This is a genomic window from uncultured Dysgonomonas sp., from assembly GCF_900079725.1.
Lineage (GTDB): Bacteria > Bacteroidota > Bacteroidia > Bacteroidales > Dysgonomonadaceae > Dysgonomonas.
The window spans coordinates 4064561-4087891 of the sequence record NZ_LT599032.1; the positions used below are offsets into that span (position 1 = coordinate 4064561).

The window sequence follows — 23331 nt, forward strand, 5'->3', positions numbered from 1 at the left end:
TATTTATTTTTTATAGTGTAAATAAACTTTCACCGGATAATGGTCTGATGGCAAACGGGTTTCTGCTTCAGTTGAGAACACTTCTTTCGGGAAATCCCCGACATGCAGTTCTTCGCTGTTTTCTATCGGAACACGGTATGTATCAGTGAGTACACCATAGCGATCAACTTCAAATCTGCCGCTTACGAATATATGGTCGATACGGCTGTTAGTCATCAGGTTAGGCTTGAATGCGTTGAATGTACCATTCAGTGCATAGCGAACTCCGGCTTTCTCATACGAATCGAACAGGATATTCGAATTTGCCAATAGTTTATAACTTTCGTGAGTCTGGTCTACATTGAAGTCGCCTGTCAGTATTACAGCATCTTTACCGCACATTTCCTCTATCTTTTTCAGTACCAGTTGTGCGCTGTGCCTGCGCGCTTCTACACCTACATGGTCCATGTGCAGATTGAAGAACCAAATTTTTTTCTTCTTTTTCCTATCTTTAAATTCGGCCCATGTACAGATGCGCGGCAGGGCTGCATCCCAGCCTTTATTCGGAAAGTCTGTTTGTTCGGCCATCCAGAAATGCCCTGATTTCAGCAGTTCAAACCTGTCCTTTTTGTAAAATATAGGAGCATATTCTCCTGCGGTTTTCCCATCGTCACGGCCAACCCCTACATATCCGTACTGAGGTAATTCACGTTGCAGGTCTTCCAGTTGATTGTGAAGCACTTCCTGCGTGCCCAGAATGTCAAAATCGTTGAACGAGATCAACTTTGTGATTACAGGATAACGGCGCTCCCATCCGTTGCCTTTCTGCGCATCACCCTGATTATTGTAACGGATGTTATAACTGCCTACTACTAAATCCTGCGCATAGATAAAACTCACACATAGGAATACAAAAACCGATAAAGAAATAGTTTTTTTCATAAGGAAAAATATATCAGAAGTAATAATCGTTAATATGTACTTACAAAAGTAGGAATAATAACTAAGATGTCTTTTATATAAAGTAAAGTAAACGCATGATTATATAAAATTTGAGTTCAAATCAGCTATTTATTAAAAAGGTAACAAAGGTAACACATGTTTCAGTTAACAGTCAACAGTTAGCAGTTAACAGAAATACAGTTTTCCAACTTATTGCTTATTGTTTAAGACTCATTACTTGTTGAAAAGGTAACAAAAGTAACAGATATATCATTAAATAGTCAACAATTAGAACTCCTTTATACTTATTACTCAATACTTACTACTTTGAAAAGGTAACAAAGGTTACACTTTTTTACTTATTATTTCTACCCTCTCTGTAAGTCCCCCAAGGGGCAGGGCTGTTAAGTTCTATTTTTTTTACCCTCTGTGTCATGTTGAACGGAGTGAAACATCTCGTTTTTCAGGGTCGGGATCCTTCGTTTCACTCAGGATGACAGCAGAAAATAACAGAACAAAGTAGAGAACTAAACAACCCTGCCCCTTGGGGGATTTAGGGGGCTGTTCATTCTTTCAAAGAACTATAGCTAATAGTCTTTAGCTATCAGCTCTAATTATATAGATAAACTTTCCTAAAACTTATTACACGTTTGCCCTGTTTACATAAATACCTTATTTTTGTTATAGCTAAAAAGATACCCATGAAACAGATTTTACCGTATATATTATTTCTCCTTTTTGCGACTTCAATATTCGCCGGTGAACCGATAAGGATAGGTGTGATAACTGATACGCATTACCTTTCGGAAAAGCTGATGGATGATGGTTATGCATTACAGGATTATATACAGGTGAGCGGGAAAAATATAAAAGATGCCCCCGCAGTATTGGATAAAGTATTAGATGATTATCTGCATAGCGATATACAAGTATTGCTGGTAAGCGGTGATATGACAAAAGACGGCGAAAAACAGAGCCATCTTGATTTTGTAAATAAATTGAAACCCTTACAGGATAAGGGAGTAAAAGTATTCGTTATACCCGGCAACCACGATATAAATATGCCTAACTCTGTAGAGTTTAAAGGAAATAAGACGCTGCCTGTATCGAATGTTACTCCCAAAGAATTCACGGATATTTATGCTTCATGCGGATACAATAATGCTTTACTGAGAGATACGGCGTCGTTGAGCTATGTGGCTCTACTCGATGCTCATACCTGGCTTGTGGCCATAGATGCGGCAAGGTATAAAGAATATAAGACCCGGAGTATTTCGGGCGGAAAGATCTCTTCTGATACCGAAAAGTGGCTTGTTGAAGTTTTGGATGAAGCCAGGTTGCAGAATGTAACTGTAATAGGTATGATGCACTGGGGGCTAACAGAGCACATCGTATACCAGTCTATGTTCTTCAAAGATTATCTGGTAGATGACTGGAAGCGTCTTGCAAATCTTTTTGCCGATAAAGGTATGAAAGCCGTTTTTACCGGTCATTTCCATTCCAATGATATATCGGCCTTTACCTCTGATAAAGGAAATACGATTTATGATATTGAGACCGGGACATTATCCGGCTATCCCTTTTCTTATCGCTTTATAGAATTGAGTGAAAAAGGGATGGATATAAAAACAAAAAATGTAACTTCGTTACCGGATAATCCGGCATTGGCAGAAGAGGATAAACAGCGTATGCAGTCTTTATCTAATAAATTAGCTGTTCAAAAGCTGAAAGGGATGGGTTATAATTTACCCGATGATGTATCGAAGCAATTCGCAGACGTGTTGTCCCAGATATTTGTATTACATCTGTACGGAGATGAAAAGCCGGATGAGAAATTGAAACAATCGATGCTCAGATTATCCAAAGCAATGGAAACCCCGATGGATATGGAAGATTTGCAGATCGACTTTCCTCCTGCCGATAATAATGTACAGATCGCTTTTTGATGAAATTATATAGAAAACACAATAAACTACTATCTATGATTAAAAGATTGATTATTTCTCTACTCATTTTTATTCCTTTGGTATCTTTTTCCCAAAATGTAAATAATTCCGATAAATTAATACCTTTTCCTGATAGCCGGACAGGTAAGGTCGGATATGGAAATGCCAAACTGGGTGTTGTTGTAAAACCTCAGTTTACATCAGGAGGTTATGATATAAACGGTTATTATGTGGTTTCGAAAGGGAAGGCTTTGGAGCCCGATGAAAAGTTTGCAGTGATAGACCGAGCAGGGAATTACTATATCAATTTTAAAGAAGGATATGAATTTATTGCTCTTGGCAACGAAGAGAATAAAGATCTCATAATGGTAAAGAAAAAAGGTAAATATGGTTATATCGACTATAATAAAGTAGTTGTTATACCTTTGATTTATGATAATCTGGGCGATTTTCATGCAGGGTTGGCCTATGCCGAGCAGGGAGGAAAATATGGATTCATTAATAAAAAAGGAGAAGCAGCCATTGACTTCGCATATGAAGGTGCTGGTGATTTCAGGACGTTGAAGTCCGGTGAATATTATGCACGGGTGGAGACAAATGATAAATATGGCTGTATAAATCTAAAAGGGGAGTTTATCATCCCTTGCGAATACGACTTTATAGAAACAAGCCAGGTAAATACGATTGCTGCGACGAAGGGCGACGAAATATATCATTTCGATATAAACGGCAAACTGGAGAAGAAAGAAAAAGCGCAGAACAATATAAAATAAATAATATCCGCAATGCTACAATTATCATTATATCCGGATCAGATAGAAGCCGGATGCGACGAAGCTGGGAGAGGATGTCTGGCTGGGCCTGTATTTGCTGCTGCTGTGATACTACCGAAGGATTTTGAATGTGAGAAACTAAACGATTCTAAGCAGCTGACCGAAAAAGAACGATATAACCTGCGTCCTCTTATCGAGGAGAAAGCTTTAGCCTGGGCTGTAGGAATTGTGGATCATAAGGAGATAGATAAGATAAATATACTGAATGCATCTTTTCTGGCTATGCAGCGGGCTGTAGCTTCATTGAAGATCAGGCCGCAGCATTTATTGATCGACGGCAACAGGTTTAAGAAATATGAGGATATACCCCATACATGTGTGGTGAAGGGGGATGGTAAGTTACTGCCTATTGCAGCAGCATCTATTCTTGCCAAGACATATAGGGACGATTATATGGAGAAACTGCATGGAGAGTATCCCTTGTATGACTGGGATCATAATAAGGGCTATCCTACGAAGAAGCATCGTCTTGCTATAAAGGCGCATGGGGTGACTCCCTATCACCGGCTTACATTTAATCTTACAGAAAGGCAGCTGAAACTTGAATTTTAATAGAAAAAAATAATACTTAATATCGAGGTCTTAGTGGCCGAATTTTCCTTCGAAATCTTTTGAAATTTCATTCAGAAAATATAGTGTACTTTTACGTGTATTTACTCTGAATTCCTGTATATTATCATTAAGTTCGAGAGCATTGTCGGTAATGAAGTCTTCAGCTCTGATTATGCGTGGCAGCAGTTTATTGTTTGCATGGTTCTCATATAAATAAGATATATCGGTAACCTCCAATATGCATTTATCCTGAAACAGGAATCCGTTTATACGGTATCTCATAATCATTTTTTCGCGTACACCTTTCGAATTTGCGGGCAGAAGTAGTTCTATCCTAGATTTAGCAATAAACTCATTGTTCTTCGTATCGTGACGTACACTTGATATGAAAGGGTCTTTGCCATAATTAATGATAGCCCACTCCTTTAGTATCTTATAGTTGGCATCTTTAGAAATATCTTTTTGGGCCGAAATCTCTTTCAGAAATGTAACTTTTCCTTCAATAACGGGAACGTTAATGAAACTCTCACCCGATCTGACAACCTGAGAGAAACATACGGCAGAGAGCATGAAACAAATAGTATAGAGTATTAGTTTTTTCATAGTTTGAGTCATTTGTGTGCTGCAAATATAGGAATATATTTGAAAACTCAAAGAACGAGAAGACTCTATTTCATTTTACGATTGTATGGCTTCCAGGTGATTTTTTAATGTATTAGAATACATTTCCAGCATCTTATCCCACACAAAGTCATAGTCGATATAATCGAGATCTATTTTCTGTATTTGCTTATCCAGATAAGATTTAAAGCTTTCCAACTGCTCGGATGTATACTTATCATTGAACTTACTTACTTTGTAAAACATGTCATAGGCCATGTAATTACATGGGAATATTTCATAGTTGGAGTGTATCTCCTTATCAATGATTTTTGCAGCCAGTTCGGGCTGTAAACGTTTGTCGGGCTCAGTAATCTTATCCAGTTCAGGATTGATACAGTTTCCGAAGCGGAATATTACATTCCCTTTTTGTCCCAGTATGCCGATTTCCATATTCAGAAGATCGTCTCGTTGAGATTTTTTGAAGTCAGGATCATCGCGTTTTTGTTGAAATTCTTTGGCTTTCAGATAATCACACGGGTCATATTCATATGAAATAGACAGTGGTATAAGATTCAGTTCTTTCAGACTTTCAATGAACGGCTTATCTTCCGGATATAATGCCAACATTTTCAACAGGCTGTCCTGTGTTCTGTCATCTGAATTTTTAGCCCGGCCTTCACGCTGTGCGATCCATACCGATTCACCTTTCGATGATATTACATGATGGATATATTCAGATAGGTGCTTGGATGCGGTGAGTCTTTCTTTTATAGAAAGGCCGCGCCTTACTATAAAGCTCTTATTGAGTCTCACCAGCTTATCTATCCAGGGATGGATAAGCAGATTGTCGCCAATGGCGATTTCTGTTGTTTTGAATCCTTCCTTGTGACGGAGTATATTCAACAATCCGGCATCCAGTACAATATCCCTATGGTTGGATAGAAAGAGGTGTTGTACCGATTTGTCGATGGTTTCCCATTTATCACCTTTGATACTGGTTGCTACTTTCATGCCCAGCATTGTTACCACCGGGTATATCATCTCTGCCTGAAACTGTTCTTTGGATTTATATCTCAGCATTTCGGCCGAAAATTCATCCCAGTCTATATTCGGTATTATATATTTTACAGCGTGCTGGAATCCCGGATCTACCAGTATATCCTGAATGGCTTGTTCCACCTCATGGTCGTATAGAGGTGCTATGTCGTCAAATTTATTACTCATAACCGTAGGTAATCGTAAGTATTAATGATATATTCTAAAGTTATAACTGCTCATTGTATTTATACTTAACAAAGCAATAAAAAGGTCTGTGACCTAAAATTCAATTCGCGTTAAATTCGTTTTCTATAATTTCTGTCAGCACATCAGTTATATTTAATCCTGCTGCAGCTACCTGCTGAGGAATAAAACTGGTCTGTGTCATGCCGGGAACGGTATTTACTTCCAGTAAGTACGGCATATTGTCGGAGATGATAAAATCTACTCTGATAATACCTTTGGCTCCTACCATATCATATATGTTGCGAGTTAATCGCTGTATCTCATTTGTCATTTCATCCGGTATGCGGGCAGGGGTAATTTCCTCTACCTGGCCCTCATATTTAGCTTCATAGTTAAAGAATTCATTCGGAGTGACTACTTCCGTAATAGGAAAGACCACTTCTTTACCCTTTATTTTATAACAGCCGCAGGTGACTTCTTGTCCACTGATAAAGCTCTCGATAATTACTTCGGGTGTTTCGCCGAACGCAATGTCTATAGCTTTTTGCAGTTGTTCTATCGATTTTACTTTCGTTGTAGCAAAACTCGAACCTCCTGTGTTTGGTTTTACAAACATAGGAAATCCCAGCTTTGCAGCAATGTCATCTATGCTGCAACTTGTATCTTTATTCAAATATAACGAATCTGCGACTCTTATCCCAAAGTTTTTAAGAAAATTATTGCAGACAAATTTGTTCATGGTCAAAGAAGAAGCCATCATGCCGCAGGTAGAGTAGGGGATGTTGAGCATATCGAAGTAGCCTTGCAAGCGGCCATCTTCGCCTGGTGTACCATGTATAATAATGAACGCAAAGTCAAATTTTATTTTCCCGCCCTTTTCCGGACATGTATAGCTAAAATCGTTTTTATCGACAGCATATGTCACACCGTCTGCTTCGACAGTCCAGCTTTCCCTAACTATTCTAACTTTGTGAATATTGTATTTTTCTTTATCCAAAAAGGAATAAACGCCGGACATACTTTTTTCCGATACTACTATTTCGGAAGAATATCCTCCCCATACTATGGCGATGTTTCGTTTCATTGGTCGATTAAACTTGATAGTTAAGGTCACAGACCTGATTTATTATTTTTATATGTAAAACAATAACTGATCGTTATGTTTATAAATCCTTTTCAATTCCTTCTTATATTTCCCTGTTGGCTATATATCCCCGCCATTTCTCTAGCAGTTGGCCCATATCATCCGGTATAGGCGCTTCGAACATAAGTTCTTCGCCCGTACGTGGTTGTATGAAGCCCAGTGTCTGCGCATGTAGCGCCTGGCGTGGACATATGTTGAAGCAATTCTGAACGAACTGCTTGTATTTTGCAAAATGAGTTCCTTTCAGTACCTCGTTGCCTCCGTACCGTTCGTCGTTGAACAATGTATGTCCTATATATTTCATATGCACACGTATCTGATGTGTACGGCCTGTTTCTAAGCGGCATTGTACCAATGTTACGTAACCAAGGCGTTCAAGTACCTTGTAATGTGTGACCGCAGATTTACCGTGTTCCCCGTCTTTGAAAACGGTCATTAACATACGGTCTTTCAGATCGCGGCCGATATTGCCTTCTATACGTCCTTCATCCTCTTCGATTGCACCCCAGACGAGCGCTACATATTGGCGCTTTGTGGTTTTGTTGAAAAACTGAGCGGATAGATGTGCTTTCGCATAAGCATTTTTTGCCACTACAATCAGTCCTGAGGTATCTTTGTCGATGCGGTGGACAATCCCCAAACGTGGGTCCTTGGCATCATATTCGGGAGTGTCTTTCAGTAGGTACGCTACAGCATTTACCAGGGTCCCCTGATAATTTCCGAATCCCGGATGTACAACAAGCCCCGGAGGTTTGTTAATCACCATCAGGTCGTCATCTTCATAAACTACATCCAGAGGGATATCTTCCGGTATTATTTCCAGTTCGCGTGGGGGGCGGTTCATCACTACGGATATAACGTCGAGCGGTTTTATCTTATAGTTTGATTTTACAGGATTATCATTTACCAGAATACAATTTGCTTCTGCAGCTTGCTGGATTCTGTTGCGTGATACACCCACGATATGCATTGCCAGATATTTGTCGATGCGTATCATACCCTGTCCCTTGTCGGCTACAAACCGGTAATGTTCGTATAGGCCCGAATCTTCCTGTCCTTCGGTTAATTCATCTTCCGGAAGGTCTTCTATGTTGTCAAAAGAATCGTTCATCATTATTGAAAGAAAGATTCATCTACATTGGTATCTGCATCGGGGATGCTGTCTTCGAGAGCTTCTCCTCCCGCACCCACAGTCATTCTCAGAGTAGAACCTTTCGGTATTTTTTGATTTGGAGACAGTGTTTGTCCTTTATATGAAACTGAGATAACGATACCGGCATATGCTGACGGCACCTCTTCTATTATGATCTTGTCAAATCCGAGCGAATTTAGCTGGGCTTCAGCCTGACGGCGCGAATAATCTTTTAGTTCGGGTATAGCCACCATCTGAATGCCTTTAGCCTGAATGGTAAGGAAAATGGTACGTCCTTCTTTTACTTTCGATTGCTCTTTGGGTGTTTGTTCTGTAATAGCTCCGGGAACACCTCCTGTTGTAAAAATAGAGTCCACAACTTCATATTGAAGGTTTGCAGCTTTGAGTATTCCTTCTGCATCTTCTACTTGTAAGCCTTTTACTGCAGGCACAACAACGGATTCGTCGTGTTTGGTATATATGCTCAAAAAGAATAATACGATAATTACCAGGACGAATCCGGCGGCAATCATCAACAATATATTCTTAACGTAAATATTGGTCAGAAATTTCGAAACAAAGCTTTTTTTCTCCATGTAAACAAATTAAGTAAGGTCATAGACCTATTCCATATTGAACGTGATGCAAAAATATTAAAAAATTACGGGTTTTGCTCCTTTTACATTACATATTTATGTTATTATAAGTAAAGATATCCCTAAAGAAAAAGGATAGCCAAAAATGACTATCCTTTTATATTAAGAATGAGTTATATCTTATTCCGATTTAGATATTGGTATCTGGCGTTTAACTCCCTGACTAAGAGAAATCATAGTCTCGGTAGCTACAACACCCGGTATATCCTGTATCTTATTATTCAACAAATCCATCAGATGCTCGTTATCGCGGGCATACAATTTGATAAGGATAGTGTATGGTCCTGTGGTAAAATGAGATTCAACGATTTCAGGAATCTTGTCCAGTTCAGGAATCACAGTCTTATACATGGAGCCTCTTTCCAGTTTTACCCCGATATATGTACACGTGTTATACCCCAATACTTTTGGATTTACAAAATAACCGGAACCTACTATCACATCCATCTCAATCATGCGTTGTACACGCTGATGAATGGCAGCACGGGAGACACCACACTCAAGAGCAACATCTTTGAATGGAATCCTCGCATTCTGAGATATAATCTCCAGTATCTTCTTATCAAGTTTGTCAATTTTCTGCATAATATGAGCGTTTTATCGTTATTTTAATCCAAATATAGGATATTTTTTATAAAAACAAGGCTTTTTGCTCGAAAATTTACATTGGATGTGCCAAAATAGTATCTAAATCTTACTTTTTGACTTATTTCTTTTCAATGTCCAATAGTTCGATATCGAAGATCAAAGTAGAGAAAGGTTTGATAGTTCCTCTGTCTTGTGCGCCATAAGCCAGATCGTAAGGGATATAAACTTGCCATTTAGATCCTACAGGCATCAATTGAAGTACTTCAGTCCATCCTTTGATAACGGCACTTACATTAAATGTAGCTGGTTCTTTTCTGTCTACAGAACTGTCGAATACAGTACCATCAAGAAGGGTACCGTGGTAGTGTACTTTCACTACATCGGTAGCTGTTGGTTTTGCACCTGTACCTTCTTTTACTATTTTGTATTGAAGTCCGTCAGGAAGAGTCACAACGCCTTCTTTGGCTTTGTTTTCATCAAGGAACTTTTGACCTGCTTCTATTTGAGGAGTATATTGTTTCTTCAACTCTTCTTCTTGTCTTGCCTGAGCTTTAGCTTGTACTTCCTGCATTTTTACCTGGAAAAGAGAAGCCGGATCGTTTACGGCAAATTTACCTTTTTTCATTGCAGTAGCCATTGCTGCTATAAAAGCGCTGGAGTTGATTTTTTCTTTCGAGTCCGGTCCGTACATTTGATTGATCAAATTAGGGAACATTTGTTTCGAAATTTGTCCTCCGACAGAAATACCGGCATAATATGCAGATTTAGAATCAGGAGCATCGATGCTTTCTTTCAGCCCTTTCAGGAATTCTGCTATATTTCTTTCGTTTACTTTTACAGTAGAGTCAAGCTTGTGTTTCATTACTTTTTGTAATGAATCTTTTTTGAAAGAATCTTGCTCTGCTTCAATTTGTCTTTTGTAAAAAGCAGTAAGACCGGTAGTATCGCTAACTACACCTAGCTGTTGTAAGTGCATAGAAAGCCCTTGGTCATACAGGCTTGCTCCAAAAGCATAAGAAATAGTATCGTTTTCGGTTTTCAATGAAGCATCTGACGAAACGCTTCCTCCACAAGATGTAAACAACGCTCCTACGGCTACGAAAGCACCAAGGGCAACAACTTGAATTTTTTTCATGTTTTAACTAAATAATTATTATTAAACAATATCTAAAATTTCTACTTCAAATATCAGGGTAGAGTTAGGTTCGATAGATTGTCCTGCTCCCGCTTTTCCATAAGCAAGATTAGAAGGAATGAATAGTTTCCATTTTGAGCCTGCAGGCATTAATTGAAGGGCTTCGACCCAACCCGGGATGACTTGGTTTACACCAAATGTGGCAGGTTGTCCGCGTTCTACCGAACTATCGAATACAGTGCCATCGATAAGAGTTCCGTGATAGTGGCATTTTACCTGGTCTGTAGCTTTCGGCTTAGAGCCGTTTCCTTCTTTCAGTATTTCGTATTGAAGACCACTTGGCAGAGTTACAACACCCGGTCTGTTTTTGTTGATTGCTAAAAACTCTTCTCCGGCTTTTAGGTTTACTTCAAGTCTTTCATCTTGCAGTTTGGTGAAATAATCGTTCATTACTTCCTTAGCCTCATCATATGACATGGCAAGCGGAGCTTCGTTTATTACATCCTGCATCCCTTTCAAGAAAGCTTCAAAATCTACTTTTTTGATACCGGAACTTAAGAAGTTATTACCAATACTTAATCCCAGAGCGTAACTGATTTTATCCATATGTATTTTTATTTTTAATTAATATTGTAAATCAGAATGATAGATAACTGATAACAAAGATTAATTGTTTATTTTAATTAGCCAACAAAAGTAATTCTTTTCGCGATACATTGGTGAAATTTATAGGCGAAAAAACTATATTTGTATGTCATACTTACATTTTTTTAATATTTATGAAACATATTGTTGTTTTATCAGGTGCCGGAATGAGTGCAGAGAGTGGTATATCCACATTCAGGGATTCTGGAGGATTGTGGGAGCAGCATTCGATAGAAGATGTAGCTACTCCTGAAGGATTCAGGCGTAATCCGCAGCTTGTTCTTGATTTTTATAATGCAAGGCGGAAAGCGGCTTTTGAAGCTAAACCCAACAAAGGGCATATCGGGTTGGCGGATATGGAAAAAGAGTATAAAGTATCGATAATCACTCAAAATGTGGATAGCCTTCATGAACGAGCGGGTAGTACCAATGTAATACATCTGCATGGCGAACTGGATAAGGTACGTTCTACGGCCGATCCTTCCATCATCTATACGCTTACTCCCGATAATGCAGAGGTTAAAGTGGGGGATAAATGTGAGAAAGGTTCACAGCTCCGACCACATATTGTCTGGTTCGGAGAGGCTGTGCCAATGATAGAAAAGGCTATAGAGGTGGTGCAGACAGCCGATATACTGGTAGTGATAGGTACGTCGTTGAATGTATATCCGGCTGCTGGGTTATTGAATTATACTCATCGGGGAACCCCCGTTTTCCTGATAGACCCGAATGAAGTAAAGGTTTACCAGCAAGATATTCATTTTATAAAGAAAGGGGCATCGGAAGGTGTAGAAGAATTAAGGGAATTGCTGAAAAAAATGATATAATAGAAAACGGCGGGAACTAATTCCCGCCGTCTCTTTTTATTTAATGTTTTCGAGAGTCTTTACCAGATAATCATAGAACTTGGTTACTGTATCTATTTCTACAAACTCGTCAGGAGAGTGGGCGTTGAGAATTGTAGGGCCAAAGGAAACAATATCCAGTCCCGGTGTACTGCCCAGGATGATACCACATTCCAGTCCGGCGTGTACAACCACTACGTGCGCTTTCTCCTTATACATGGTTTCGTATAGTTTAGCCATCATATTCAGTGTGTCCGATTGGGCATTAGGCTGCCATCCCGGATAACCGTTTTCGATGGAAACTTTCGCACCGGCAAGTGCAAATACGCTTTCCAGACTTGAGCAAATTTCGTCTTTACGGGATTCCGAAGAACTGCGGGCAAGGATCTTAGCTGCAATATGCCCTGATTCTGATTTGATGGATGCAAGGTTGGTGGAAGTTTCCACGATGCCTTCAAAATCGGTAAGCATGCTGATTACACCATTTTGGCAACCAACTACAGCATTAATCAGGCTATCCTGTATTTCTTCAGGTATGAGCGTCTTCGGTAAGTCTGCTTTTGCAGCTTTGAAGGATAAGTTTTGCTCTACGGCTTTGTATTCTTCTTTGAAAATCTTTTCGTACGATTTCACTAGTTTCAGGAAGTCTTTTTCATCCTCTTCGGGAAGTGTCACGATGGCAACGGCTTCGCGAGGGATCGCATTGCGCAGCGAACCTCCGTCGATTGCCGAAAGACGTACTTCATAACTGCTTACAGCTTCTTTGAGGAAGTAGAACATAAGTTTGTTGGCATTGGCTCTGCCCAGATGTATTTCTGTTCCTGAGTGACCTCCTCTCAGGCCTTTCAGCGTGATTTTATAAGCTATATCACCTTTTGGCACTTTTGCATCTTTGAATTCCCAGTCTGCATTTACATCTGCACCTCCGGCACAACCAACACAAAGTTCACCGATTTCTTCAGTGTCGAGGTTTAGTAAGATGCTACCCGAAAGAAATCCTTTCTTCAATCCCATAGCGCCTACCATGCCTACTTCTTCGTCGACGGTAAATAAAGCCTCGATTTTTCCGTGCTTTAGTTTTTTGTCTTCCAGAACGGCCATCATAGCTGCTGCACCGATACCGTTGTCAGAACCTAAAGTGGTTGATTTGGCTTTTACTTTGTTTCCGTCTATAACAGTTTCTATAGGGTCTTTAGTGAAATCATGCTTTACGTCAGAATTTTTCTGAGGAACCATATCCAGATGGGATTGCAGGATTACAACAGGAGCCTTCTCCATACCTTTTGTTGCAGGTTTGGTAATCAGTATATTACCCGTCTTGTCTTGCTTTACGTCCAGCCCGAGCGATTTACCAAAGTCGATGACAAATTTAGTAACCTCTTTCATCTGGCCCGTAGGGCGTGGGATTTGAGTTAAATCGTAGAAGTGCTTCCACAATTGTTGCGGTTTTAGTTTAAGTATTTCTTTCGACATACGATTATGTTTTAAAATTTACGAATAGTAACAAAGATAGAAAAATATCAGTGCAGATAATCAGTATGATCGATATTTTTAGATTATTTCTGAACAGATTGTTGACAATCTGTTTTCTCTGTTGTGGTAAATTATTCTATTTCTGTTTCTTTAAAGCCAGAGCCGCTATTCCGAATAATCCGCAAAGAATAACCCATATGATGGATTGTAACGCAAACACCCCCGTCGCAAAGGCTGTGGCATTTAATTCGCTGACTCCATATAGCATCAATGAAGCTACTACTGCTATCTGCCAGGGGCCCAAGCCGCCGTTGGAGGGAATAATCATACTGAGACTACTCAGAGCAAAGGTTATCAGTCCGGCTGTAATGCCCAGATCTGCGGTGAAATCGAAGGCGTAGAACGTAATGTAAAAGTAAAAGAAATAGGAAGTCCAGATAGCAATTGAGCAAAGCAGCAGGCGTCCTTTGGTTTTCATTCTCCATATGGTTTTCATGTCATTGGCCATGTTGGAGATGAAGCTTTTCACCTTCTTTACTATTATATTTTCTTTGAAGAACTTGAAAACTATATAGGTGGTGATAACTGCTGCAACAAGTGCTATATATAGAACAGGCGATTTTACAATCATCAGAATGATGTCCAGTGTTGATTTGCTTTGTTCCAGTTGAGTGATAAAAAATTGCATGTTTATCAGGAATGCGGCAAGGCAAATAACAATAACTGTTATCATATCGAATATACGGTCGAGGATCATAGTTCCGAATAACTTAGTGAACGGAATCTTCTCTTCTTTAGCCACCATACCGCATTTCCAGATTTCCCCGGCTCTGGGTATCGCAAAGTTTACAGCATATCCTCCGAGAATGGCGTATATAAGGGTCGATAATTTGGGCGTATATCCAAGTGGCTGAATAAATAATTCCCAACGGTAGCCTCTTATAATGTTGCCTAATAAGCCAAATATGAGAGAGGATAGAAGAATCAGCCAATTGGCATTTTTGAGGACAATCCACAATTCGGCTGGGTCTATTTTGCTGATAAGGTAATAAACGATGGCAATGCCCAGCAATAAAGGCAGTACTATCTTTACGAAAGTATTGAGTAATGATTTTTTCTTAGGGGTCGTTACTTCTGTCGATTCTTCCATTCGAATTGTAAAATTGTATTATCTTTATATAACAGTAGAAGTAAGGTCGCAGACCTATTTATTACTTTCATATCTAAAACAACAATAGTCAGTTATAATTAAATAATGTTGCATAAGACACCTTCTTTTACTTATAAGCAAATTTTCAGTAATAAAACACTACCTTTGCGCCTGCAAAGATAATCATAATTGTTAAGCATGGCAGTAGTTAAAGCAAAGAAATTCTTAGGACAGCACTTTTTGAAAGACCTGGATATCGCCCGTCGTATTGCGGATACATTGGACGATTTTCCGGATGTACCTGTAATAGAAGTGGGCCCGGGGATGGGAGTGCTTACCCAATATCTGATAGAAAAGGAAAAGGAGCTTACTGTAGTGGAGCTGGATCGCGATTCGGTTCCATACCTTAATGAGCATTACCCGGCCTTGCGGGGACATATTATTGAAGATGATTTTCTTAAACTGGACTTGTTGAAAATATATGATAACCAGTTTTGTGTAATTGGTAATTATCCATATAATATTTCTTCCCAGATATTTTTTAAAGTACTTGATTATAAAAACCATATACCATGTTGTTCGGGAATGCTCCAGAAAGAAGTCGCCGAACGTATTGCCGCCAAACCCGGCGGGAAGATATACGGTATATTAAGTGTACTGCTTCAGGCATGGTACGATATTGAATATCTTTTCACGGTCAGTGAGAAGGTGTTCGACCCTCCTCCGAAGGTGAAGTCGGCGGTGATTAAGCTTGTCAGGAATAAACGCCAGAGTTTGGACTGTGATGAAAAATTGTTCAAAACAGTTGTAAAAACAGGATTTAATCAACGTCGTAAAACATTGAGGAACTCAATGAAGCCATTGCTCGGAAAAGATTGTGATGCTTATACCGATCCGATTTTTAATGAGCGACCCGAAAGGCTCTCGGTTGCAGATTTCGAAAAGCTGACAAATATTGTTGCCGCTTTTCTGCCCGGGAGACAAGAGGAGAGGAAATAGAGTACACACCCTTTAAAAGAAAGCGCTCATGTCGGAAGTAAAATTATTTTACCATAAAGACAATGCTATAAGAATGAGCCGTAGCATTGAATTCCTGAAAACTACACCCATTAAAAACTTCCTTTGGATCGACCTGAACAATGTAGATGAAGAAATAGAGAACGAACTGGAAGACTATCTGAAAATCTATATACAGGAAGAGGAAGAGATGGTCGAAATTGAGATGTCGTCGCGCTATATGGAGACTACAGACTCTTTGGTAGTCAATTCGAATTTTTTGTTAAGCAATTTCGAAAGAGAACCGGTTTCTTTCATCCTCAAAAATAATATCCTGATTACCGTCCGTGGCGAAGACCTGACTTCTTTCCATGAAACGATAAAGAAGATATCTGCTAATCCAAAAATGTATCCGACAGGTTATCATGTTTTTGTGGCTATATTGGAGACACGGGTAGAAATAGACGCAGATATGGTGGAGGATATGACACAGGAGATTACAACCCTCAGTAATAGTATCAGTATTCAGGAAGCCGATGAAGAGCTTTTGATGGAGATAAAGAACCTTCAGGAAAAGACAATGATGTTGCGTGAGAATATTATAGACAAACAGCGTGCTGTATCCAGTATGTTGAAAAGTGAACTGATGCCAAAGGAACTGCATGGCAGGATTACCATTCTTATTAAAGATATAAACTCCCTGCTCGAACATATCCGTTTCAGTTTCGACCGTCTGGATTACTTACAGGATACTTTCCTCGGGTTTGTGAACATCGAGCAAAATAAGATTATCAAGATGTTTACCGTGATTTCCGTTATATTTATGCCGCCTACACTTATTGCCAGTATATACGGGATGAACTTTGGCGATATGCCGGAACTGAGCTGGGAATTCGGGTATGCATTCTCAATCGGGCTGATGATATTCGCTGTGGCTGTTATTCTGATTTATTTCAAGAAAAAGAAATGGCTTTGATTATAGCATAGGTCATGTGATATAAAAACGCATAAAAGACGGTCTTTTATGCGTTTTTCTTATTTTCTGAATTCTCTATTCTGTTCCTCTACGACTTTCTTATCTTTCTGTCGGATTTGGCGGCTTGCTTATCTTTTATTGTTTTTATTTTCGCAGCCTTTGGGGGTCTCGGCGAAGTTTTGGGCTTTTCCGCTTCAGTGTTTTGGGGTGCCAGAATTTTTTTTGCTGCTTCTAATTCTTGCTTAGCAGTCTCTGTTAATACAGGATAATGTAATTTCAGATCGTTGATCCTGTCACAGATAATTTCTCCTACTGCATATCGCATAAACCATTTGTTATCGGCCGGGATTACATACCATGGGGCATCTTCGGTAGATGTATGGGTGAGCATATCGGAATATGCTTTCATATAATCGTCCCAGTGTTCGCGCTCTTTGAGGTCCGATGCAGAGAATTTCCAGTTTTTTGATTCATCGTCAAGCCTTGCCAGAAAACGCTTCTCTTGCTCTTCGTGTGATACATTGAGGAAGAATTTAAGTATTATGGTTCCGTTTTCGGTCAGGTGGCGTTCAAGGTCGTTGATCTGCTTGTAACGCTTTTTCCAGAACTTGTCGTCAATATCTTCTATTTTGTTGATTTTTGGTAATTTTCCGTTCAATACTATTGATGGGTGCACTTTGGCAACCAATACATCTTCATAGTGCGAACGATTGAATATACCGATCCTTCCGCGCTCGGGCAAGCATTTATAGATTCTCCACAGATAATCATGGTCGAGTTCTTCTGCCGATGGTTGTTTAAAAGAATATACCTGGCATCCCTGCGGATTAATACCCGACATTACATGCTTTACTGTACCATCTTTTCCGGCGGCATCCATCGCCTGAAAAATAACAAGGACGGAATAGCGATCCTGAGCATAGAGTTTATCCTGGAGCTTTGCCAGTTTTTCTGTATTTTCGGTCAGTAATCTTTCTGCTTCGTCTTTTTTTAATCCGGCAGTGTAGCCTGTTTGATAATCGGAGACTTTGTGTTTTTCTCCGGGCTTAGCGATTATTTTCTTCAGAACATCTTTTTTCATAATGGCGCTTTTTTACAATGTAATATATATTCCAATAAACATACAAATGGAGAATATTGTTGCATTTATCAGTAACCCATGTCTGAATTTCAGCCTTTTGTATATAATAGCTACTCCTAATAAAATACCAATTATACTACAAATACTTTTAAGGACAAGAAACCAATCGGGATACATGAAGAAGTATAGTATTCCACCAAAGTGTTGAGAATATAATCTGCTTACAGCAAGATACAGCCAACCGGAATTGAATCCAATCATTAATACACCCAACTGTTTATTGTATTTGGCAGGACTTATTGTCTGGTATTTTTTCTTGATATCCAATACCATCAAATAATCATGTTCTCTTTCCTGTATGATTTCAAATCCCAGTTTCAGATACATTCCCGCAGCATAATTATTCTTGTCTACACTCAGGGATGTTTGTTTGTAACCTTCTTTGCGAAGGTGTTCTATCATCCTTGACATTAACAGTGTACCGTAGCCCTGATTCCTGTATTCTTTGAGTAATGAGATCGCAAATTCAGGAGTTTCATTATCTATATTTCCAAAGCCTTTTACTTCTCCTGCCAGAATGCGAGTCCATACTGCACCTATTATCTTGCCGTTGAGTACGGCTACCAGGCAATAGTCATCTTTCAGTTTGCCAAAATCGTGTATATAAGCGTCTATTTCCGGTCTCTTGATTATATCGTATGGTAGAGGCGCGGAGCCTTCGTCCTGATAAATTGCTTCATATAGCATACTTTCAAGAACAAAGAACTCCTCTCTTTTTATTTCCCTTACCGATATTCTTTCCAAGTTATTCTTCTTCTTTGAACCAGCCCGAATACATCAGGTAATTCTTTGCAATCTTCTGATTCATTTCCTTAGCCTGTTCCGGATCTACTTTTTTTACAAATTTGGCAGGTACACCGGCATAAATACTACCCGGTTCTACCTGTGTACCGCTAAGCACAACTGAGCCTGCCGCTATTATTGCACCTTCGCCGATGACTGCATGATCGAGAATGATAGCTCCCATACCTATTAACGCGCCATTTTCTATTTTAGCTCCATGTATGACTACATTGTGTCCTACAGAAACATCATCGCCAATCTCTACTACCGACTTTTGATATAATGTATGCAGTACACTGCCATCCTGGATATTTACACGGTCTCCGATACGGATGGAATTTACATCACCACGCAGTACGGTGCTGAACCATACACTGCAATCGTCTCCTATAACTACATCGCCGATGATTGTTGCATTCTCGGCCAGATATGTATTTTTTCCTATTTCGGGTGTGAACCCTCTAACTTCTTTAATTAATGCCATTGTTATTTATATAATAATCGAAAAGTTTTTCCAAGTTTTGTTCGCTTACTTTTTTTGCTATGATTGTTTTGTTTTTATTTAAAACGAAGACAGCCGGAATACCTGATGTGTCATAATAAATCCAGTATTGGGATTTATATTCAGGGTCGGCACAATTTATCCAATCGCCGATGTTTTTGCTTTTTACAAACTTTTCCCATTCTTGTTTATCATGGCTCAAATTGATAGTTACTACCTTAAGCCCTTTATCTTTATATTTTGCATACAGTTTGTCGTGAAGCTCGGGTGTGGCTGTTTGACAATGTCCACAACTTGGACTATAAAAATATAAGAGTAAATATTCCGCATCAATATCATTTGTATTGATAGTATCGCCATCAAGGCTTTGCAAAGTCAGATTATGAGCTTTCATCCCGATACGGTTGTTTTTAATTAGCTCGTATTGTCTCCGCAATTCCGAATTCTGGGCACTATCGATCCAAGCTATATCTCTGTCGAAAATATAATCTTCAGCCAGACGAGCCCAGATATTTTCATCACCCATGCGCAGGCTCTTTAGTGATTCGTTTGTTAGTTTCGACAGCATCTCTTTAAAACAAAATTCATTTCCTTTTGTTTTGGCTACAAGTCTGCTAGCAGCACTGGCAACCGAATCGGGCACCTGATCTACCCAATGTTGCAGATATGTATCTATATGGCTGTCCATATAGTTGGTCGACCATAGACGGGGATCGGTAAGGTCTATATTGTCAAAGAAATGCAGTTTACCATATTCTCTGTTTTCTTGGAATTCTTTCCCGTCTTTTGGCTGCTTGTAAGGTAATGTAACAGCTTCCGTACCTTTAAGAAAAATTCCGAACCAGTTATCTTTATTATCTTCTATAGTTTTCCGGATATAAGCCTGTGTATTTTCATCCAACTTTAGTATTTCTGTATCAAGGTCTTTTCTTTTTTGAGCTGCAATAGAGGTGTCTTCAAGCTGTTTCTCCAGTTTGCTTCGTTCTATATCTCTTTTTTGGATGTTATCCAAGTATGCCCACAATAGTTTGGTGCTGTTGCTGCCCGTTACAGTACTTTTTGTAAAGTCTTCTTCGTTTATATATAGATGGATATCATCTTCTCCTTTATCGAGAAGGAGGTCTATGCGAAAGTCTGGCTTGATGAAAATGAAATATTGCCCCGCAGTTAATCCTTCCGGAATGCTAATCTTGGCTTTTCCCTCGCTGGAGAGCTGTACCGAATCGCGTGCATAGGTAGTACCTTTCCAATAGTAGCCTAGGTACAGCATGTTGTTTTTTTGAGATGGAATGTTTGCATCAAGGTGAAAGCTCGCTTCGTCTTTGTTTGTGTTTTTTTGAGCCTCCGCTTTGAATACAAAGAGGAGGCTTATAAGGATCAATATATTATATTTCATTCGTTTTTTCTTTTAACCAGCCTTTTTCTTCCTCAGTTAGCAGAGGTGAAAGACGATCATATACAAATTTGTGGTATTCGTTGAGCCATATGATTTCTTCCTTGGCCAGCATTTCTTTCACTACCGGTGTTGTGTCTATCGGACAAAGTGTAAGTGTTTTGAACGAATAGAAATCACCGAACTCTGTAGTCGTCTCATGCTGTGTAAGTATAAGGTTTTCTGTGCGGATACCATATTTCCCGGCTCTGTATAGCCCCGGTTCATTGGATGTAACCATACCAATCTGTAGTGTGGTAGGATTCTCATTCATACGGATGCTTTGCGGGCCTTCGTGTACATTGAGGAAATGGCCTATGCCATGTCCTGTTCCGTGCAAATAATTTATACCGTTGTCCCACATGGATTTTCGTGCGAGGATGTCCAGCTGGCTACCGCGTGTTCCCTGCGGATAAATGGCGGTGGCAAGGCTGATGTGTCCCTTCAAAACCATTGTGTAATCTTTTTTCATTTGCTCGGTAAGCGAGCCTACAGCTACAGTACGGGTGATGTCGGTAGTGCCGTCAAAGTATTGTGCGCCGGAATCTACCAGGAGGAAGCCTTCGGGCTTGATTTCAACCGAACTTTCAGGTGATACATGGTAATGTACGATAGCTCCATTAGGGCCGTAACCTGAGATGGTGTCAAAACTTTCCCCTACAAAATTATCTTGCCGGCTTCTGTATTCTACCAGCTTTTCAGGAATCATAATTTCTGTAACTCCACCTTTCGGTACAGCTTTTTCGAGCCACATGAAGAAATGCACTAAGGCGACCCCATCGCGTTCCATCGCGTTGTTGAATCCTTGTATTTCGGCTTCATTTTTTATGCTTTTCATCAAATCGGCAGGGGATGGGATATCTACGATCCTGTTCTCTGTCGGGATTGTATTGTATAGGCTGAAAGTTATTTTGCTACTGTCGAGGCAAACAGATGTTTTTATATTTGATACGTAATCATATACTTTAGAATATTCAGCAACTGTTACTCCTTCTGCTTTCAGATAATCTGTCGTTTCCTCAGAAAGTTTTTTCGGATCAATAAATAATACTGTTTCATTGCGTGAAATATAAGCATAACTTACGGTCACCGGATTGCATTTTACATCATTTCCTCTGATGTTGAATATCCATGCAATGGTATCTAATGATGCTACAAGTAAAGATTCGGCTCCGTTTTTTTCGACAGAGTCGCATATGCGTGCTATTTTCTTGCGAGCCGGTTCGCCTGTATACTTTTCAGGAAGTACAAAGAACGGATTCTTTGGGATTTCAGGCCTGTCGTGCCAAATGGTATCGAAAGGGTCATAATCGCTGATCAGATGCAGCCCTTTTATATTCAGCTTATGAGTCAGGCTGAATGCTTCTTTAGCGGCATACACATTGCCGTCTATACCCACATAGTCGCCTTTTCCGAGTTCGGAAGCCAGCCATTCATCAATGGCGGGAGTCTGAGGCAAACCATCTTTGAAGAGGTCTATCCCCGTACCATCCAGTTCACTCGCCGCCTGAAGGAAGTAGCGCGAATCAGTCCATAATCCGGCTTTTTCGCGGGTTACAACCACTGTTCCGGCCGACCCGGTAAAGCCGCTTATCCATTCCCTCGAAGCCCAGTGTAACGCAGGGTATTCGCTCAGGTGAGAGTCTGTACTGGGAATAATAAAGGCATGCAACCCTTTCTCTTCCATGAACCTGCGTAGAGCATTCAGTCTTTTATGAATTGTATTACTCATATATTGTATATTTATATAAAATGTATTATTCTTTATACATCGAACAGCTACCATCAAATTTAGCACCCGGTTCGATTTCTATTGTTGCCATTCTTATATTCCCTTTCAGGAATGAGGAAGCCCTGAGTATAACATTTTCGACACATGAGATATCTCCATTCACGGTTCCCCATATTTCTATGTTGGAACAGTTTATGTCGCCCGTAATTTTACTGTTGTTTCCTACTATAATTTTTCCTTTACAATTTACATTTCCTTCTATTGTGCCATCTATCCGAAAATCTTCTTCAGCACTGATATCGCCTGTTATTTGTGTACCTGAGGCGAGGATGTTGTGAGTGTTGGCTGTTGTTATAACCTCTTTGATTTTTGCCATGCTACTAATTTGTTCGGTTTTATTAGAAAACAAACTTAGTTAAAAATCATCAGAACTATAGGAATCTTCATCAAAAATAGCAATGGTTTTAATAGTTTATAACATGTTTTCTGCATGACCGGTAAATCATTGGAAATGCATCTTTTTACCTATCTTTGCTTGTCGAATAATCAAAATACAACATAATTGTGAAAAGTTTTATATTATTAGAGAACCTGACCTTTTATGCCAATCATGGCGTTTTTGGTCAAGAGACTGTGGTCGGTAATGTTTATATCATTAATCTGAAGATCGGGGTAGACCTCACGAAAGCATCTGTGTCAGACGATTTGAATGATACTATAAGCTATGCGGATGTTTATGAGGATATTAAAATAGAGATGATGGTGCCGTCAAAATTATTGGAGCATGCAGCGAAACGTATCATCGATCGTCTAAAGAGTAAATACACTCAAATAGAAAGTGTTGAGCTTAAACTGTCGAAACGTAATCCGCCTATTGGTGCGCAGTTGGATTGTGCAAGTGTAATTCTGATTGATTAGAAGC

At 39.5% G+C, this 23331-nt stretch carries 24 protein-coding genes; 7 read left to right on the forward strand and 17 right to left on the reverse strand.

Translation table 11 applies throughout. The annotated features are described in order from the left end of the window. Positions 1–3: 3 nt before the first annotated feature. Positions 4–921, reverse strand: a complete 918-nt coding sequence (locus tag QZL88_RS16730; protein ID WP_296942980.1) for an endonuclease/exonuclease/phosphatase family protein — start codon at positions 919–921, stop codon at positions 4–6. Between the two features lie 701 nt (positions 922–1622). On the opposite strand from QZL88_RS16730, the gene QZL88_RS16735 reads away from it, so the two are divergent. Genes QZL88_RS16735 through QZL88_RS16745 form a run of 3 tightly spaced genes read left to right on the forward strand, consistent with a single transcriptional unit; the run spans position 1623 to position 4252 of the window. Continuing rightward, complete coding sequence (locus QZL88_RS16735) at positions 1623–2867, forward strand: metallophosphoesterase (RefSeq protein WP_296942982.1); 1245 nt, start codon at positions 1623–1625, stop codon at positions 2865–2867. Positions 2868–2902: 35 nt separating this feature from the next. Continuing rightward, positions 2903–3640: a WG repeat-containing protein gene (locus QZL88_RS16740; RefSeq protein WP_296942984.1), complete on the forward strand. Its 738-nt coding sequence runs from the start codon at positions 2903–2905 to the stop codon at positions 3638–3640. A 12-nt stretch (positions 3641–3652) separates the two neighbouring features. Beyond that, positions 3653–4252, forward strand: coding sequence for a ribonuclease HII (locus QZL88_RS16745; protein WP_296942986.1), 600 nt, complete (start codon positions 3653–3655; stop codon positions 4250–4252). Positions 4253–4282: 30 nt separating this feature from the next. Here QZL88_RS16745 and QZL88_RS16750 read toward each other — a convergent pair whose 3' ends face one another. From QZL88_RS16750 to QZL88_RS16785, 8 genes are all read right to left on the reverse strand, one after another. Further along, the gene (locus tag QZL88_RS16750) at positions 4283–4855 is read right to left on the reverse strand and encodes a hypothetical protein (protein ID WP_296942988.1); all 573 of its coding nucleotides are present in this window, start codon (positions 4853–4855) and stop codon (positions 4283–4285) included. 75 nt (positions 4856–4930) lie between these two features. Then, positions 4931–6079: a 1-acyl-sn-glycerol-3-phosphate acyltransferase gene (locus QZL88_RS16755; RefSeq protein WP_296942990.1), complete on the reverse strand. Its 1149-nt coding sequence runs from the start codon at positions 6077–6079 to the stop codon at positions 4931–4933. Positions 6080–6179: 100 nt separating this feature from the next. Then, entirely contained in the window at positions 6180–7163 is a 984-nt protein-coding gene (locus QZL88_RS16760) for a D-alanine--D-alanine ligase (protein ID WP_296942992.1), read from the reverse strand. 103 nt (positions 7164–7266) lie between these two features. Then, complete coding sequence (locus QZL88_RS16765) at positions 7267–8334, reverse strand: RluA family pseudouridine synthase (protein ID WP_296945119.1); 1068 nt, start codon at positions 8332–8334, stop codon at positions 7267–7269. A 2-nt stretch (positions 8335–8336) separates the two neighbouring features. Further along, positions 8337–8951, reverse strand: a complete 615-nt coding sequence (locus QZL88_RS16770; RefSeq protein ID WP_296942994.1) for a PASTA domain-containing protein — start codon at positions 8949–8951, stop codon at positions 8337–8339. Between the two features lie 180 nt (positions 8952–9131). After that, positions 9132–9596: an Lrp/AsnC ligand binding domain-containing protein gene (locus tag QZL88_RS16775; protein ID WP_006799740.1), complete on the reverse strand. Its 465-nt coding sequence runs from the start codon at positions 9594–9596 to the stop codon at positions 9132–9134. 121 nt (positions 9597–9717) lie between these two features. Continuing rightward, a complete protein-coding gene (locus tag QZL88_RS16780; protein WP_296942997.1) occupies positions 9718–10734 on the reverse strand; it encodes an FKBP-type peptidyl-prolyl cis-trans isomerase in 1017 nt (338 codons plus the stop codon). A 21-nt stretch (positions 10735–10755) separates the two neighbouring features. After that, positions 10756–11340 (reverse strand): FKBP-type peptidyl-prolyl cis-trans isomerase, encoded by a 585-nt coding sequence (locus QZL88_RS16785; RefSeq protein ID WP_296942999.1) that lies wholly within the window; start codon positions 11338–11340, stop codon positions 10756–10758. A 173-nt stretch (positions 11341–11513) separates the two neighbouring features. On the opposite strand from QZL88_RS16785, the gene QZL88_RS16790 reads away from it, so the two are divergent. Continuing rightward, on the forward strand, positions 11514–12206 hold the full coding sequence (locus QZL88_RS16790; RefSeq protein ID WP_296943001.1) for an NAD-dependent deacylase: 693 nt from the start codon (positions 11514–11516) through the stop codon (positions 12204–12206). 36 nt (positions 12207–12242) lie between these two features. Here QZL88_RS16790 and QZL88_RS16795 read toward each other — a convergent pair whose 3' ends face one another. Together QZL88_RS16795 and QZL88_RS16800 are read right to left on the reverse strand one after the other, a co-directional pair. Beyond that, positions 12243–13697: an aminoacyl-histidine dipeptidase gene (locus QZL88_RS16795; protein WP_296943003.1), complete on the reverse strand. Its 1455-nt coding sequence runs from the start codon at positions 13695–13697 to the stop codon at positions 12243–12245. Positions 13698–13833: 136 nt separating this feature from the next. Next, the gene (locus QZL88_RS16800; protein WP_296943005.1) at positions 13834–14847 is read right to left on the reverse strand and encodes a lysylphosphatidylglycerol synthase transmembrane domain-containing protein; all 1014 of its coding nucleotides are present in this window, start codon (positions 14845–14847) and stop codon (positions 13834–13836) included. Positions 14848–15045: 198 nt separating this feature from the next. On the opposite strand from QZL88_RS16800, the gene rsmA reads away from it, so the two are divergent. Then, positions 15046–15846, forward strand: coding sequence for a 16S rRNA (adenine(1518)-N(6)/adenine(1519)-N(6))-dimethyltransferase RsmA (rsmA, locus tag QZL88_RS16805; protein WP_296943007.1), 801 nt, complete (start codon positions 15046–15048; stop codon positions 15844–15846). A 28-nt stretch (positions 15847–15874) separates the two neighbouring features. Next, positions 15875–16819 (forward strand): magnesium/cobalt transporter CorA, encoded by a 945-nt coding sequence (gene corA / locus QZL88_RS16810; protein WP_296943009.1) that lies wholly within the window; start codon positions 15875–15877, stop codon positions 16817–16819. An 88-nt stretch (positions 16820–16907) separates the two neighbouring features. Here the strand turns inward: corA and QZL88_RS16815 are convergent, their stop codons facing one another. From QZL88_RS16815 to QZL88_RS16840, 6 genes are read right to left on the reverse strand one after another with little or no spacing between them, the layout of a single operon-like run. Continuing rightward, positions 16908–17900 (reverse strand): polyphosphate kinase 2 family protein, encoded by a 993-nt coding sequence (locus tag QZL88_RS16815; protein ID WP_296943011.1) that lies wholly within the window; start codon positions 17898–17900, stop codon positions 16908–16910. A 12-nt stretch (positions 17901–17912) separates the two neighbouring features. Beyond that, the gene (locus QZL88_RS16820; protein ID WP_296943013.1) at positions 17913–18704 is read right to left on the reverse strand and encodes a GNAT family N-acetyltransferase; all 792 of its coding nucleotides are present in this window, start codon (positions 18702–18704) and stop codon (positions 17913–17915) included. Position 18705: 1 nt separating this feature from the next. Then, positions 18706–19227 carry a gamma carbonic anhydrase family protein gene (locus QZL88_RS16825; protein ID WP_296943015.1) on the reverse strand — a complete coding sequence of 174 codons (522 nt, stop codon included), beginning with the start codon at positions 19225–19227 and terminating at the stop codon, positions 18706–18708. Beyond that, on the reverse strand, positions 19214–20641 hold the full coding sequence (locus QZL88_RS16830; RefSeq protein WP_296943017.1) for a thioredoxin-like domain-containing protein: 1428 nt from the start codon (positions 20639–20641) through the stop codon (positions 19214–19216). Before QZL88_RS16830 ends, QZL88_RS16825 begins: the two co-directional genes overlap by 14 nt. Then, positions 20631–22409: an aminopeptidase P family protein gene (locus QZL88_RS16835; protein ID WP_296943019.1), complete on the reverse strand. Its 1779-nt coding sequence runs from the start codon at positions 22407–22409 to the stop codon at positions 20631–20633. The genes QZL88_RS16830 and QZL88_RS16835 overlap by 11 nt, the downstream gene beginning before the upstream one ends. Before the next feature lie 25 nt (positions 22410–22434). Continuing rightward, positions 22435–22785 (reverse strand): polymer-forming cytoskeletal protein, encoded by a 351-nt coding sequence (locus tag QZL88_RS16840; RefSeq protein ID WP_296943022.1) that lies wholly within the window; start codon positions 22783–22785, stop codon positions 22435–22437. A 188-nt stretch (positions 22786–22973) separates the two neighbouring features. Between QZL88_RS16840 and folB the strand changes: the two genes are divergently transcribed. Beyond that, the gene (folB, locus tag QZL88_RS16845) at positions 22974–23327 is read left to right on the forward strand and encodes a dihydroneopterin aldolase (protein WP_296943024.1); all 354 of its coding nucleotides are present in this window, start codon (positions 22974–22976) and stop codon (positions 23325–23327) included. The last annotated feature ends 4 nt before the right edge of the window (positions 23328–23331 follow it).

What these genes read in the sequence shown, in the direction of transcription:
- QZL88_RS16730 (WP_296942980.1), bottom strand. Translation starts at nt 921, where the DNA reads ATGAAAAAAACTATTTCTTTATCGGTTTTTGTATTCCTATGTGTGAGT.
- QZL88_RS16735 (WP_296942982.1), top strand. Translation starts at nt 1,623, where the DNA reads ATGAAACAGATTTTACCGTATATATTATTTCTCCTTTTTGCGACTTCA.
- QZL88_RS16740 (WP_296942984.1), top strand. Translation starts at nt 2,903, where the DNA reads ATGATTAAAAGATTGATTATTTCTCTACTCATTTTTATTCCTTTGGTA.
- QZL88_RS16745 (WP_296942986.1), top strand. Translation starts at nt 3,653, where the DNA reads ATGCTACAATTATCATTATATCCGGATCAGATAGAAGCCGGATGCGAC.
- QZL88_RS16750 (WP_296942988.1), bottom strand. Translation starts at nt 4,855, where the DNA reads ATGAAAAAACTAATACTCTATACTATTTGTTTCATGCTCTCTGCCGTA.
- QZL88_RS16755 (WP_296942990.1), bottom strand. Translation starts at nt 6,079, where the DNA reads ATGAGTAATAAATTTGACGACATAGCACCTCTATACGACCATGAGGTG.
- QZL88_RS16760 (WP_296942992.1), bottom strand. Translation starts at nt 7,163, where the DNA reads ATGAAACGAAACATCGCCATAGTATGGGGAGGATATTCTTCCGAAATA.
- QZL88_RS16765 (WP_296945119.1), bottom strand. Translation starts at nt 8,334, where the DNA reads ATGAACGATTCTTTTGACAACATAGAAGACCTTCCGGAAGATGAATTA.
- QZL88_RS16770 (WP_296942994.1), bottom strand. Translation starts at nt 8,951, where the DNA reads ATGGAGAAAAAAAGCTTTGTTTCGAAATTTCTGACCAATATTTACGTT.
- QZL88_RS16775 (WP_006799740.1), bottom strand. Translation starts at nt 9,596, where the DNA reads ATGCAGAAAATTGACAAACTTGATAAGAAGATACTGGAGATTATATCT.
- QZL88_RS16780 (WP_296942997.1), bottom strand. Translation starts at nt 10,734, where the DNA reads ATGAAAAAAATTCAAGTTGTTGCCCTTGGTGCTTTCGTAGCCGTAGGA.
- QZL88_RS16785 (WP_296942999.1), bottom strand. Translation starts at nt 11,340, where the DNA reads ATGGATAAAATCAGTTACGCTCTGGGATTAAGTATTGGTAATAACTTC.
- QZL88_RS16790 (WP_296943001.1), top strand. Translation starts at nt 11,514, where the DNA reads ATGAAACATATTGTTGTTTTATCAGGTGCCGGAATGAGTGCAGAGAGT.
- QZL88_RS16795 (WP_296943003.1), bottom strand. Translation starts at nt 13,697, where the DNA reads ATGTCGAAAGAAATACTTAAACTAAAACCGCAACAATTGTGGAAGCAC.
- QZL88_RS16800 (WP_296943005.1), bottom strand. Translation starts at nt 14,847, where the DNA reads ATGGAAGAATCGACAGAAGTAACGACCCCTAAGAAAAAATCATTACTC.
- rsmA (WP_296943007.1), top strand. Translation starts at nt 15,046, where the DNA reads ATGGCAGTAGTTAAAGCAAAGAAATTCTTAGGACAGCACTTTTTGAAA.
- corA (WP_296943009.1), top strand. Translation starts at nt 15,875, where the DNA reads ATGTCGGAAGTAAAATTATTTTACCATAAAGACAATGCTATAAGAATG.
- QZL88_RS16815 (WP_296943011.1), bottom strand. Translation starts at nt 17,900, where the DNA reads ATGAAAAAAGATGTTCTGAAGAAAATAATCGCTAAGCCCGGAGAAAAA.
- QZL88_RS16825 (WP_296943015.1), bottom strand. Translation starts at nt 19,227, where the DNA reads ATGGCATTAATTAAAGAAGTTAGAGGGTTCACACCCGAAATAGGAAAA.
- QZL88_RS16830 (WP_296943017.1), bottom strand. Translation starts at nt 20,641, where the DNA reads ATGAAATATAATATATTGATCCTTATAAGCCTCCTCTTTGTATTCAAA.
- QZL88_RS16835 (WP_296943019.1), bottom strand. Translation starts at nt 22,409, where the DNA reads ATGAGTAATACAATTCATAAAAGACTGAATGCTCTACGCAGGTTCATG.
- QZL88_RS16840 (WP_296943022.1), bottom strand. Translation starts at nt 22,785, where the DNA reads ATGGCAAAAATCAAAGAGGTTATAACAACAGCCAACACTCACAACATC.